The 14,469-nt window shown below is 31.8% G+C and carries 12 protein-coding genes and 1 other RNA gene; 4 read left to right on the top strand and 9 right to left on the bottom strand.

Annotation, left to right across the window (positions count from 1 at the left end):
- Nucleotides 1–1,301 precede the first annotated feature (1,301 nt).
- The 9 genes from ffs to recO form a co-directional block, all read right to left on the bottom strand.
- Nucleotides 1,302–1,397: signal recognition particle sRNA small type (gene ffs, locus A9G34_RS06900), an RNA gene on the bottom strand.
- 139 nt (nt 1,398–1,536) lie between these two features.
- Complete coding sequence (locus tag A9G34_RS06895) at nt 1,537–1,830, bottom strand: integration host factor subunit alpha (protein WP_034945619.1); 294 nt, start codon at nt 1,828–1,830, stop codon at nt 1,537–1,539.
- A 5-nt stretch (nt 1,831–1,835) separates the two neighbouring features.
- Nucleotides 1,836–4,223 carry a phenylalanine--tRNA ligase subunit beta gene (gene pheT, locus A9G34_RS06890; protein WP_065569282.1) on the bottom strand — a complete coding sequence of 796 codons (2,388 nt, stop codon included), beginning with the start codon at nt 4,221–4,223 and terminating at the stop codon, nt 1,836–1,838.
- A gap of 16 nt (nt 4,224–4,239) precedes the next feature.
- Complete coding sequence (gene pheS / locus A9G34_RS06885) at nt 4,240–5,223, bottom strand: phenylalanine--tRNA ligase subunit alpha (RefSeq protein WP_065569281.1); 984 nt, start codon at nt 5,221–5,223, stop codon at nt 4,240–4,242.
- A 209-nt stretch (nt 5,224–5,432) separates the two neighbouring features.
- Nucleotides 5,433–5,786 carry a 50S ribosomal protein L20 gene (gene rplT / locus A9G34_RS06880; RefSeq protein WP_024496189.1) on the bottom strand — a complete coding sequence of 118 codons (354 nt, stop codon included), beginning with the start codon at nt 5,784–5,786 and terminating at the stop codon, nt 5,433–5,435.
- 32 nt (nt 5,787–5,818) lie between these two features.
- Nucleotides 5,819–6,016: a 50S ribosomal protein L35 gene (gene rpmI / locus A9G34_RS06875; protein WP_034945602.1), complete on the bottom strand. Its 198-nt coding sequence runs from the start codon at nt 6,014–6,016 to the stop codon at nt 5,819–5,821.
- An 85-nt stretch (nt 6,017–6,101) separates the two neighbouring features.
- A complete protein-coding gene (gene infC, locus A9G34_RS06870) occupies nt 6,102–6,641 on the bottom strand; it encodes a translation initiation factor IF-3 (protein WP_034945599.1) in 540 nt (179 codons plus the stop codon).
- A gap of 27 nt (nt 6,642–6,668) precedes the next feature.
- Complete coding sequence (gene thrS / locus A9G34_RS06865; RefSeq protein WP_034945591.1) at nt 6,669–8,594, bottom strand: threonine--tRNA ligase; 1,926 nt, start codon at nt 8,592–8,594, stop codon at nt 6,669–6,671.
- A 274-nt stretch (nt 8,595–8,868) separates the two neighbouring features.
- The gene (recO, locus tag A9G34_RS06860) at nt 8,869–9,561 is read right to left on the bottom strand and encodes a DNA repair protein RecO (protein WP_065569280.1); all 693 of its coding nucleotides are present in this window, start codon (nt 9,559–9,561) and stop codon (nt 8,869–8,871) included.
- Nucleotides 9,562–9,721: 160 nt separating this feature from the next.
- On the opposite strand from recO, the gene A9G34_RS06855 reads away from it, so the two are divergent.
- The 4 genes from A9G34_RS06855 (at nt 9,722) to A9G34_RS06840 (ending at nt 14,469) form a co-directional block, all read left to right on the top strand.
- Nucleotides 9,722–11,347 carry a Na+/H+ antiporter gene (locus A9G34_RS06855; RefSeq protein WP_065569279.1) on the top strand — a complete coding sequence of 542 codons (1,626 nt, stop codon included), beginning with the start codon at nt 9,722–9,724 and terminating at the stop codon, nt 11,345–11,347.
- Between the two features lie 24 nt (nt 11,348–11,371).
- Nucleotides 11,372–11,857, top strand: a complete 486-nt coding sequence (ubiT, locus tag A9G34_RS06850) for a ubiquinone anaerobic biosynthesis accessory factor UbiT (RefSeq protein ID WP_442902646.1) — start codon at nt 11,372–11,374, stop codon at nt 11,855–11,857.
- Nucleotides 11,858–12,488: 631 nt separating this feature from the next.
- Nucleotides 12,489–13,922 carry an exodeoxyribonuclease I gene (gene sbcB, locus A9G34_RS06845; RefSeq protein WP_065569277.1) on the top strand — a complete coding sequence of 478 codons (1,434 nt, stop codon included), beginning with the start codon at nt 12,489–12,491 and terminating at the stop codon, nt 13,920–13,922.
- A gap of 97 nt (nt 13,923–14,019) precedes the next feature.
- Complete coding sequence (locus A9G34_RS06840) at nt 14,020–14,469, top strand: CidA/LrgA family protein (protein ID WP_051825209.1); 450 nt, start codon at nt 14,020–14,022, stop codon at nt 14,467–14,469.

Below are 14,469 nucleotides of genomic sequence, written 5' to 3'. Positions count from 1 at the left end.
ATAATGTATATTATGTTAAATATAGTGTGCATTAATTAGTTTAAATATTTATTCTTTTTATCTATATCTAAAATAACAAACTACAGCTTTTAGTTTGAATTGACAATAACACTTAACAGAAATAACTTATAGATCTGGTAACATTATTTTAATTAATAATAATAGTCAATCAAATCAATTGATATTATATTAATTACCATTAGTGTATAATTATTAACTAGAACTAGTGTGCTTTTCATTATTTATATTTACTTTTGTTGTGTTTTCGATTTCTTACTTTCTTTTATTTAAATTAACTGAACGTTTGGGTATATTGGGATTGGTTTGATTTCTGTTTTACGTTTTTTAGGTCTGTAATTTGCTAATCTTATAGTAGTTAAATTTTGGATAATATCTCGTCAAAAATGATTAAGTTTACTATTAGAAATAAAATAAACTTTAAATAAATTAATAGTAAAATCAGTTGGATAATATATAGTTCGCCCAAACTATCCCTATAGTTTTAAGTACTTTATCGAGATAATTGGCTAAATTAAATTTATCGTTAAGTTCTAGTTTATCGCAAACACCATCCTCACTTTTTGTAATTAACTTGTTTAGGAATTTCATTAGGATAAACACGGACAAATTAGTTAAAATTTATTCAACTTTATTAGCTAAAGCCAAAAATTCTCTTTTTATAAAGATCTTTAAAACATCTCATTGGCTAATATTTTTTCAGATCTAATATAATGATAGACGAATCAAAATACCAATATTGGGGCTACGTCCATTTACAAAATAGTCTGTAATATCTCAATGAAATGTTTTGTTAGAATTAGGTTTGAAAAGATATTCTGTGTTACCAATTGATGCAGCACATAAGTAGATTATTCAGATAAAATTTTATCTAATTTTTGACGATAAAAAGCAATGATATTCTTAACTTCACATAGCTCAAATCTTTATACCACTCTTCTATTTTAAAAGATCTTACTTCTACTTGAATAAAGCATATAAATTATTTAATTGATTATTATCTTTTTTGATAACAAGTGTTGTTCGTAAGTAACAATATTAAATCCTATGAAATACAAAGTTTAATATAATTTTTTAATACTTATCAAAATATATTTTTCTATAATTATCATAACTATATGATTGCCAAAATAAAGTATAACTACAATTCTTACATAAACCTATTTTTGTTTTATCAATTAGTATACTAGTAAAGTGATCATTATAATTTATTTCATTTGAGATAAATTCTCGGTTTGATTATTAATAAAAATAATTCTTGAAGGGAAACAATGTGGAGAAGACCCTATCAGCCACATCCCACACACATATTCTTTACTTTGGCTGCTTCCTTCCGGACCTGACCTAGTGAGCAAAAAAATGTTGCAAGAGGACCCATAGGATCTTCATTGAACGGATATATTATGCTTGAATTATAAAATAATTACAAATACTTTTTTAAAAATAAAATTAAACAGCCTTTTATGACTTTTACAAAAAAGGCTATTATTGATACAACAAAAATAATAAAAATTAGTATTAAATTACTAAATTATTTTCTATTCTTGCTCTAAATTTAATACCAGGTCTAAATGTAACAACTCTTCGAGCTGAAATATCCACACTTTCACCTGTTTTAGGGTTACGACCTGGACGTGAATTTTTATCACGAATGGCAAAATTACCAAATCCAGATAATTTAACAGGTTCCCCTTTTTCTAAAGCCACTCGAATCTCTTCAAAAAAAAGTTCAACAAGTACTTTAGCTTCTTGACGATCAATATTAAATTTATCGGTAAGACGATCTGCAATATCAGCTTTAGTTAATGTCATATTTGTTATTCTCTTAATAGGGCTTTAAAACGAATTTGTAAAGCAGAAATACATTTGCTTACAATGTCTGTTATATCTTGTTCTTCAAGTGTACGTGATTTATCTTGTAAAATCAAACTGATAGCAATACTTTTTTGATCTTCTTTAATATTATCACCCTGATAAACATCAAACAGGTTCACCTTTACTAGCTGCTCTCCACCAACACGTTTACACTCAGAAATAATATCTGCAGCTGGAATTGCATTTGAAACTACAATAGCAATATCACGTTTATTTGACGGATATTTCGATAAATCTTGAGCAACAGTTACTTTTTTACCACTAATTTTAGCTAAATTTATTTCAAAAACAAGCGTTTTACTATTTAAAGATAATTTTTTTTCAATTTCTGGATGTAACACCCCTAAATAACCAATAATTTCATTATTTTTGTGGATAGTTGCACTTTGCCCAGGATGTAAAATTGATAACTCAGATCTCTTAAACTGAACATCTTCTAAACAACCTAATAGTGAAAAAATAGATTCAATATCGCCTTTTAGATCATAAAAATCTACCTCCCTTTTAGGAAGCTCCCAATGTTCTTCATATAAATTTCCAGTAATAATACCAGATAACATAAATTCTTGAAGTACACCAAATTCAAATTTATCATCGGGTATAAAACGTAATCCAGTTTCAAACAAGCGAATTCGTGATTGCTGGCGATTTTGATTATATAAAACAGCGCCTACTAACCCCGACCATAATGATAAACGCATTACAGACATTTCACTTGAAATTGGATTAGTTAAATTAATGGCACGTTGCTCAGAATGAATTATATTTTGTATTTTAGGATCAACAAAACTATATGTTACAGCTTCTTGATAACCTTTATCAACCAATAAATTTTTCAATCGATCTAACGAGATTTCTCCTTCTGGTTTTGGTTTCATAATAGATTCAATTTTTAAAGTTGCGTTTGGAATATTGTTATATCCATAAATACGAGCAATTTCTTCAACCAAATCTTCTTCAATCTGCACATCAAAACGCCAACTTGGAACTTTGACTTGCCAAATATTATTCATATATTCAACTTTACAACCAAGTCGATTTAAAATATCAGTAATTTTTTGTGTTTCGATAACATGGCCAATAATACGATCTATTTTTTCACGACGTAATCGAATCGTTGCCTGTTTTGGCATTTCTTCTTGAGCTACTACTTCATTAATTGGACCAACTTCCCCACCACAAATTTCAATTATTAATTGAGTAGCTCGCTCCATAGCGGTAAGTTGTAAAGTTGGATCAACACCTCGTTCATATCGATGTGAAGCATCAGTGTGTAAACCATATTCACGAGCTTTACCTGCAATAGCCAACGGAGCAAAAAAAGCTGATTCTAGGAATATATCTTTGGTAGAATTACTAACTCCAGATTTATCTCCTCCCATAATGCCCGCTAGAGCTAATGCTTTATGATGATCGGCAATAACTAAGGTTTTATCATTCAATTTAATTTCATTGCCATTCAGTAATGTTATTTTTTCGTCTTGTTGAGCATAACGAATAACTATACCTTTTTCAATTTTAGCTAAGTCAAATGCATGCATTGGATGGCCTAGTTCTAGTAATACATAATTAGTTATATCAACTACTGTATCAATTGAACGAATCCCCCCTCGACGAAGCTTTTCTTTCATCCATAATGGTGTAATTGCATTAGTATTAATATTTTTAATTATTCGCCCTATATAATGAGGAGCAGCTTTGGGTGCTTCAATTTGGATTGGAATGGTATCAGTAATTTTTACTGGTATGTTTGCAATATTAAGTTCCTTTGTTGGAATATTGTTAACAGCAGAAATATCTCTAGCAATACCAACAATACCAAAACAATCGGCTCGATTAGGAGTTACACTAATGTCAATAATGACATCGTTTAGATTTAAATACTCGCGTATATCTTGTCCCAAAGGCGCATCATTTGGTAATTCAATAATGCCATTATGTTCATCAGGAATCCCGAGCTCTGAATAGGAACACAACATGCCTTCTGAGGGTTCTCCTCGTAACTTAGCTGATTTAATTTTAAAGTTGCCTGGTAATATTGCACCTACAGTAGCACATGCAACCATCAAACCTTGTCGGCAGTTTGCTGCACCGCACACGATATCAAGTAATTCTGATTTACCAATATCAACTTTTGTTACACGAAGTTTATCTGCATTTGGGTGTGGCATACATTCCACAACTTTACCAACAACAACACCAGTAAAATCACCTGCTACTTTTTCAATACTATCAACTTCTAAACCAGCCATTGTTAATTGATCGGCTAACATTTCGCTACTAATTTCTGGATTGATCCATTCACGTAGCCAACTTTCACTAAATTTCATGTTTTGATCTCCAGAATTAATTAAATTGCTTTAAAAAACGTAAATCGTTTTCAAAAAAAGAACGTAAATCAGTGACACCGTAACGTAGCATAGTTAATCGCTCTATACCCATACCAAAAGCAAAGCCACTATAAACTTCAGGATTAATACCCACATTACGTAATACATTAGGATGAACCATTCCACAGCCTAATACTTCTAACCATTTACCATTTTTAGCTTTAATATCCACTTCAGCTGAAGGTTCTGTAAATGGAAAGTATCCTGGTCTAAAACGTATTTCCATATTTTCTTCAAAAAAACATTGCAGAAAATTATGTAGTAATCCTTTTAAATGCGTAAAACTAATATCTTTGTCAATCAACAAACCTTCCATTTGATGGAACATCGGTGTGTGAGTTTGATCATAATCATTACGATAAGTTCTACCTGGTGCAATTATTCGAATCGGTGGTTTTTGATTTTCCATAGTACGAATTTGCACAGTTGAAGTTTGTGTTCTTAACAATCGTTTTGTATCAAACCAAAAGGTATCATGCTCAGCACGAGCAGGGTGATGAGCAGGAATATTCAATGCATCGAAATTATGGTAATCATCTTCAATTTCAGGACCTGTTTCAACAACAAAGCCTAGTTCACAAAATAAATCAGTTAACCGATTAATTGTTTTTGTTACTGGATGTAGCCCTCCTAATTCAAGTGATTTACCTGGCAATGTAATATCAATTGTTTCATTAGCTAATTTAACATTAAGAGCCTGGCGCTCTAAAAAATTGCGCTTTTGATTTAATATCTCAATAACCTCTTGCTTTGCGTCATTAATTTTTTGACCAACAGCTGGGCGCTCATCGGCAGGAACATTACGTAATGAAGCCATTTGCATTGTAAAATGACCTTTTTTACCAAAATATTCCACGCGAATCTGTTCGATCATATTAGTATCATTAGTACTTTCAATAGCGGATTTGGCATTATTTACTAGTTCAACTAGTTGAGACATTGGTTCTCTCCTGCTTATTATTCATCATATAAAAAAAGCCTCTTCTGAGGCTTTTATAATTATTTTTCGTTTTTCATTTGCCTCATGAGTAAAGTTTTCATTAAGTCAAAAAAGAAACAAAAAATAACTAACTTCATAATTAATTTACTTTTTAAAATATTAATTACTAAGATGACAAAAGCCGAGTTATCTCGGCTTTTATGAAAACATTATAATGCCGCTTTTGCTTTTTCAACTAATGCAGCAAATGCATTTTTGTCAAATACAGCAATATCAGCTAAGATCTTACGATCAATTTCAATTGATGCTTTCTTTAACCCATTGATAAATCGGCTATAAGAAAGACCGCATTGACGAGCTGCAGCATTAATACGAACAATCCATAATTGACGGAATTGACGTTTGCGTTGGCGACGATCGCGATAAGCATATTGTCCAGCTTTGATTACAGCTTGGAAAGCAACACGATATACACGTGAACGAGCACCATAATAGCCTTTTGCTTGTTTTAAAATTTTCTTGTGACGTGCACGAGCAATAACACCACGTTTAACACGAGCCATAAACTATATCCTCTAAATAATTAACCAATGAATTAAGCGTATGGAACACACGCAGTAACTAAACCTAAATCGCCTTTTGACACAGTTGTCAAACCACGTAAATGACGTTTACGTTTGGTTGATTTTTTAGTTAAGATATGGCTCTTGTTAGCTTGCTTATGCTTAAAGCCACCAGAAGCTGTTTTTTTAAAGCGCTTTGCTGCGCCTTTTACAGTTTTAATTTTAGGCATTTTATTAATTTCCACTTCGCATTGTTAATAAAAATAAAATAATGGTGTAAATTTTAGTAAATTAAAAATTAGCTTGTAAAAACCATTATTTCTTCTTCGGCGCAAGAACCATTATCATTTGACGACCTTCGATCTTAGTTGGATAAGATTCAATGATAGCCAAATCTGCTAAGTCCTCTTTAATGCGATCAAGCATTTCAGAACCTAGCTGCTGGTGAGCCATTTCACGACCACGAAAACGTAACGTGACTTTAGCTTTATCGCCATCTTCAAGAAAGCGAATCAGGCTGCGGAGTTTTACCTGATAATCGCCTTCGTCTGTACCAGGTCGGAATTTAATTTCCTTAACCTGAACAATCTTTTGCTTTTTCTTCTGCTCTTTTGTTGCTTTACTCTTTTCGTAGAGGAATTTGCCATAATCCATAATTCGACAAACAGGTGGCTCTGCATTAGGGCTTATTTCAACTAAATCAAGAGTTGCTTCTTCCGCTTGTTTTAAAGCTTCGTCTAAGCTTACAATACCGAGCTGCTCACCATCGACGCCGGTTAACCTCACCTCGCGTGCAGTAATTTCATCGTTAATTTTATGCGCGCGTGTTGACTGAATTCGTTTACTGACTTTAATATCTCATTCCTCCAAATTAATTTATCATTAATTCATTTGTTCTAATGAACGACTATGAATTTCGTTAAGCAACAATTCTATAACATGTTTCACTTCAAAGCTACCAAGATCTTTACCTTGGCGAGTTCGAACTGAAATAGTGTCCGATTCCATTTCTTTATCTCCACAGACAAACATATATGGAACACGTTTCAATGTATGCTCACGAATTTTAAACCCAATTTTCTCATTTCTCAAGTCCGCTTTTGCTCTAATACCAACTTTTTGTAATTGTTCGGATAATTGTTTGGCATATTCGGCTTGATTATCAGTAATATTGATCACAACAACTTGTAGCGGGGAAAGCCATGTAGGGAAAAAACCAGCACAGTTTTCAGTTAATATACCCATAAAACGTTCCATTGACCCTAAAATAGCTCGGTGAATCATAACCGGAATATGACGTTCATTATCTTCGCCAACATAAGTCGCATCCAAACGCTCTGGTAGCATAAAGTCGAGCTGGACTGTACCACATTGCCATGCACGGCCTAAACAGTCATGTAATGTAAACTCAATTTTTGGTCCATAAAAGGCACCTTCACCGGGTAGATATTCAAATTCAATACCATTTTCAGTTAAACATTCAGCTAAATCTTTTTCAGCTAAATCCCAAGTCTCATCTTTACCAATACGTTTTTCTGGACGAGTTGATAATTTAACGGTAATGTTGGTAAATCCAAAAGTACTATAAGTATCGTAAACCATTTTGATACAGCTATTTACTTCACTGCGAATTTGTTCTTCAGTACAAAAGATATGCGCATCATCTTGTGTGAAGCCACGAACACGCATTAAACCATGCAGAGAGCCTGATGGTTCATTACGGTGGCAACTACCAAACTCAGCCATACGTAACGGTAAATCACGATAAGATTTTAACCCTTGATTAAAAATCTGTACGTGTCCTGGGCAGTTCATTGGTTTAATACAATATTCGCGGTTTTCTGAGGATGTTACAAACATTAACTCTTTGTAATTACCCCAATGCCCTGTTTTTTCCCACAAAATACGATCCATCATAAATGGACCTTTTACTTCTTGGTAATTATATTCTTTTAATTTAGTACGAACAAAAACCTCAAGTTCACGAAAAATAATCCAACCATCATTATGCCAAAACACCATACCAGGTGCTTCTTCTTGCATATGATAAAGATCAAGTTGTTTACCAATTTTACGATGATCTCGTTTAGCCGCTTCTTCTAAAAATTGTAAATAGCTATCAAGTTGTTTTTTTTCTGCCCATGCAGTTCCATAAATACGTTGTAACATTTTATTATCACTATTACCACGCCAATAAGCGCCAGCTACTTTTTGTAATTTAAAATGATGGCAAAAACGCATATTAGGTACATGTGGTCCACGACACATATCAATATATTCTTCGTGATGATAAAGTGCTGGTTTTGAATCTTTTGGAATATTTTCATCTAAGATAGCAATTTTATATGGTTCATGCCGCTTCCAAAAGACTTCTCTAGCACGCTCCCAACTAACCACTTCTTTTTTTACTTCATAATCTTTTTTAGCCAACTCATGCATGCGTTTTTCTAGTGCATCAATGTCTTCCTGAGTTAAAGAGTGATCTAAATCAACATCATAATAAAAGCCATTATCAATTGTTGGACCAATAGCCATTTGTGTATTAGGCCATAGTTGTTTAATTGCATGACCCAATAAATGTGCACAAGAATGACGAATAATTTCGAGTCCATCTTCATCTTTGGCTGTAATGATGGCTAATGTTGCATCTTGTTCAATGACATCACAGGCATCTTTACGTTCACCATTTACACGCCCAGCTATACAAGCCTTAGCAAGCCCAGCTCCAATACTTTGAGCTACTTCTAAAACAGTAACTGGTTTATCGAATTGACGTTGGCTTCCGTCAGGAAGAGTAATAATTGGCATAATAAATCCTTATAACAGTGGTGCACCACAAGAAAGCGCACATGCGCACATAAAAAATAGATCGCGTATATTACCACTTATTATAAGGATTTTAAATAATGCTCATGCTACGTCTTCTTTATTTTCTATCTTTTTAATTAAAATAAATAGAAATATTAACCATAATCTTTTAATGCACATAATTAAAATACGATTATTACTCTACTTATTAATTACATCATAAATATTTCGATCAATACTGAAATTAAATTTAATATTTACGAGTTAAAAAATTTCATATCCTTAAAAATAACTCCCTACTTTTAAATGGTTTTGAACCTACATAAGGCTTTAAAGCCATTCTAGTAAATCGTTTAGCAGCTTTAAGTGTGTCTTTATTATTAAAGTCACGCTTTCCCAAAGCTAAAATTTGTTCACCAGTAAAACTAGAGCTATTTTGTAGTAAACTACTCATAAACCCTTTTTCTATTTGATATTGATAACTCATAGTGCTAACAATATCTTCGCCTGTGTAACCACAATGAAAAAAATCTACGTGATATCCCAAATTTTCTAATAAAGTTAATTCAAAACAGCGTAATACATTTTCAGCAGGTACTTGCCTAGCCAATTTTTGCAAGCTATCTAAATAATTATCAAAAAGTGTGGACATCTCTGTTTCGGCAATTAAAACACGATGTAACAATTCATTCAAATAAAAAGCACTGTATAAATAAACAGAAGCAAGAGGTAAAGCAAGTGACATCGCTTCAACTTGGCGTAATATTTTTATTTCACCTTGACCAGAATATTGCACAACAAGAGGTGTAAAAGGTTGTAAAACCCCTTTTAATGCAGATCGTTTTCGTCTAGCTCCTTTGGCTAAAACTGTTATTTTTCCTGCATTTTCAACAAATAGATCAACTAATAAACTGCTTTCACTGTAAGCTCGAGTATGTAATGTAAATGCCCTTTTCCAGCTTTCCATTTTAGATGCCTTTTTGATTACAAGATTATTATTTTTAATAAAAAGATTACTTGATTAAAAAATGAATGATTTTTTAAATTTTCTTCTGAAATTAACCTAAATTTCCGATATAATCAATGGCTAATTATTAATATGATTATAGGATAACTAAAAGAAAACTATGGAACTTTTCTCAACGATATTACTCCTTGTTTTAATTGTATCACTTTCTGGTGTCGTTATAAAAATGCTACCGTTTCAAATTCCATTACCACTTATGCAAATACTATTGGGTTGTACGTTAGCTGCTTTCGGCATATATGTAAAATTTGATCCAGAATTATTTCTTGTTTTATTTATACCTCCTTTACTTTTTGCCGATGGACGCAAAACATCAGTAAAAGATTTTGTTTATAACGTAAGAGAAATTGTTGGATTAGCACTTGTTTTGGTAGTGATTTCGATTATTGCGTTAGGTTATTTTTTACATTGGATATTGCCAAATGTTCAATTAGCAGCAGCTTTAGCTCTCGCTGCAGTATTATCTCCAACCGATGCTGTTGCCTTAAGTGGTATTGTAGGAAAAGGACGCATAGAAAAAGAAAAAATGGAAATTATTGAAGGTGAAGCTTTAATGAATGATGCTTCTGGCTTAGTATCATTAAAATTTGCAATTGCCATAGCGGCAGGATTGTTACAATTTGATTTACTAAGAATTAGTTTAACATTCTTTGGAGTTGCAATTGGGGGGCTTGCTATTGGTGTTTTGTTTACATGGTTATATGCACGTATATTACGTAAAATAAATAAACTTACGCATAATGATCCTGCAATTCAAATTGTCTTATTATTCTTACTTCCATTTGCGACTTACATAATTGCTGAAGAATGCCACTGTTCTGGTATTTTAGCCGCAGTGAGTGCTGGTATGACTGTCAACCATTCAAATATGATGAGAAATGCACCTTTAACTGCACGTTTACAGTCAGATAGCACATGGTCCATGTTAACCTTTGTATTTAATGGATTTGTATTTGTTTTATTAGGTATTCAGCTACCAAGTATTTTTAATAATACTTTCGCTGAAAATCAAACAGATTCATCAATTGAAGTTTGGCAGTTGTGTCTTATTGTCTTATTTGTTTTTATTGTATTAATGGGCACAAGATTTGCTTGGTTATGGGCAATGAAACATATGCCTACCATGCCATTAGGTACTAAACGACCACTTGCTTTTAGATCCTATTCAACTAGAGATCTATGGATTTCGACCTTTGCTGGTGTTCGTGGAGCAATTACACTTGCGGGTGTTTTATCTATCCCGATGACAATCAGTGGGCGATACCAGCTTGTTTTTATTGCAACCGGTATTATTTTAATTTCTTTAGTTACAGCAGTAATCGTATTACCTATATTATTACGTGGTAGTGTTATTTTAGATAATTCTGCGCAAGAAAATGAAATTCTAACGGTCAAAGGTCAGATGGCTGAAGAAGCAATTGTCAGTTTAGAAAAAATGCAAGGTAATTTACTTCAAGAAACAACAGATTCTGGCTTAGATCAAGAAATTATACATGAGGTTGGATCGCGTGTTATAGGATCACTAAGACGACGAACAGGCCTTAAAGATTTGGAACAAAAATCGCTAGAAGCTGAAAATCTTGAACGACGTATGCGTTTAGTTGCAATTGGCGCTGAACGTACAGCATTACTACAAATGAAAATTCGTAGCGAAGTCAGCGAAGAAACTTTTGAGCATTTAAATAATGATTTAGATATTTACGAAAAAATGATATCTGGAGATTAATAAATGGTAGCAAATAAACAACACATTTTAGCTAAAGCCCATGCTCGGTTTGTTGACAAAGCCCCTGAAGTTTTGGGGCTAGCTTTACAGTGTATTCCATTCAATTTAAAAAAATATGCAATAGAGCAATTACTGCAACTACAATTTAAAAATTCACTGCAAGACGGTGAGCTTGATTTTTTAGAAAACCGATGGCTAAAAATTCAAGTTACCGACCTAGAACTTGTTTGGTTTGTAAGTTTGATTAATAATAAACTGGTCGTAAGTCGAGAAGAACTCGCTGATGTGAGTTTTATTGGTAATGCTAATGATTTGATAATGATTGCAACGAGACGACAAGACCCTGATACACTATTTTTTCAACGTCGTTTAATTGTTGAAGGTGATACTGAACTAGGTCTCTATGTTAAAAATTTAATGGACTCAATTGAAATTGATTCAATGCCTAAGATTTTAAGAATAACACTTGAAAAATTAGCTAATATCATTGAAAGTACACCGACAAATTAAATTTTCTAAAATCATATTTTTCATATCTCTTCTTAAGTAAGGGAATTTAGCAGTTATTGATAACAACGTTCCCTTTAATTCTTATTATTATCCATTTTTAATAATTATATCAAAATGATAATAAATAGTTTTAATCAATTCACCTATTTAATTACCTTTTCTTTACTACACAACTTGTCCCCCGTATTATTATCCAATAAATTTAATTTTTCCATTAGAATGTATCTTCAATTTTTTTAGATGCTCCCATATAGTGAAAGCTTGCTTTTCGAATTTTAATATGTATTTATTACGTAAATCAACCTTTGACCATATTCCTAATCTCCAAAAATAATAGGTATATCATTAGTTAATGATTTCATAAGAGCAATCAACATACTTATATTCAAATTTATAAAGATAACTCAATAATTGTTTTTTTCATGTTAGCTACATCAAATTAGAGTTTACATCCACAAATAATTACTACAGCGTCTGATTTGATATAATATTTAATATATTATTTATATTCTGATATAATAGCTCCCCAAAATTATTGGTATTTATTTAAAGATTATCTAAAATAGATATTGTATTTAATGTTCTTTAATAAGACAAAATCTATACATTTCAATAAAAAAACAATGAATTAATGAAAATTAACACAAAGCAATTCACTTTCTATTTCCATGATTATGAAACCTTTGGCATCAATCCAGCTTTAGATAGGCCAGCTCAATTTGCTGGAGTTCGGACTGATGAAGATTTTAATATTATTGAAGAACCGTTGGTTATATATTGTTCACAAGCTCAAGATTACTTACCAAATCCTGAAGCAGTATTAATTACAGGAATTACTCCCCAGAAAGTGAACCAAAAAGGTCTTTGTGAAGCGGAATTTACTCGTTTAATCCATCAAGCATTTAGTGTGCCCAATACGTGTATTTTAGGTTACAACAATATTCGCTTTGACGATGAAGTAACAAGAAATATTTTATATCGTAATTTTTATGATCCTTATGCTTATAGTTGGAAAAATGGAAATTCCAGATGGGATCTTCTCGATGTGGTTCGAGCTTGTTATGCACTTAGACCAGAAGGAATTAATTGGCCAATAAATGATGAAGGTCTACCAAGCTTTCGTTTAGAGCATTTATCAAAGGTGAATAACATTGAGCATGAACATGCACATGATGCAATGTCAGATGTCTATGCAACTATTGCAATAGCTAAATTAATAAAAGAAAAACAACCTAAACTTTTCAATTATTTTTTTACATTACGAAATAAAAATAAAGTTGCAGAACTTATTGATATCGTTAACATGACACCTATTATTCATATATCGGGCATGCTCGGTAACTATCGTGGCAATATGTCATTAGTTTGCCCTATTGCTTGGCATCCATTACAAAATAACGCTGTGATTGTGTGTGACTTAATGGGTGATATTGATTCAATTATTGATTTACCTGTAGAAAAGATTAAAGAAAAGCTCTATACAAAAACACAAGATCTTGAGCTTAATGAATCACGCATTCCTTTAAAGTTAATTCATATTAATAAATGCCCTATCGTAGCCCCAATAAAAACATTATTATCACAAAATGCAAAAAGATTTAATATTGATGTAAATCTCTGTTTAATCAAGCAACAAAAATTATTTCAGTATCAAAAAATACTACAAAATAAAATGACAGAATTATTTGCAATAAATGAAAATTATTCTACTCATCCTGATGTCGATGCCCAAATATATAATGGCTTTTTAAATAAACAAGATAGCCTACGTTGCGAAACTATACGAACAACACCTGCTAATTTGTTAGATACTTTATCATTAACATTTGATGATTCTCGTTTAGCCCCTTTATTTTTCAAATACAAAGCTAGAAATTATCCACAATCACTAACAGAACAAGAACAAATAATCTGGCTAGATTATTGTCGTGATAAGCTTAATACATTAAAAATACAAGATTATTTATTAACATTAGAGCAACTTGCTGAAAACTATATTCAGCACCCCAAAAAACTAGCTATAATTAAACAACTTTATAATTATTGTCTTTATTTAATTGGATAATTAATTTTAGCAGGCGTATGATATAGATAAGTATATTTCATCCTAATAATAGGTATAATCATCATAATTAAAAATTAAGGTGATTAGCATTTATATTATGAAACATTTTTTAGCTAAGCACGCCACAATTAAACATCGACTATATTCTTTATACTATACTATTTTTAGTTATGGTCGAGGTCTTCTAGTTTTAACTCTTTGTTTATGGATAGGTAATATAATCTCTAAATTATTACCAATAATAATTCCAGATAGTATTATTGGATTGTTAATTTTATTTTTTTTACTGGCTTTTCAATTAATCCCCACTTGTTGGATAAAAAATAGTTGTAATCTTTTTATGCGCTATATGACATTACTTTTTGTTCCTGCAGCAATGGGTATTATGGAAAATTATTCACTTTTATTAGAAAATTGGGTACCAATTATATTTGGCAGTGTTGGCAGTACTCTAATCGTGCTGCTTTTTACTGCTTTTTTAACAGAACATTTTCATAAAACAGTAAATCAAGATCCAACTGTATCACTAAAAAATGAGGATAATTAG

This window comes from Gilliamella sp. Choc4-2, assembly GCF_001690355.1.
GTDB lineage: Bacteria > Pseudomonadota > Gammaproteobacteria > Enterobacterales > Orbaceae > Gilliamella > Gilliamella apicola_A.
This window is presented reverse-complemented; position numbering and strand designations above follow the sequence as displayed.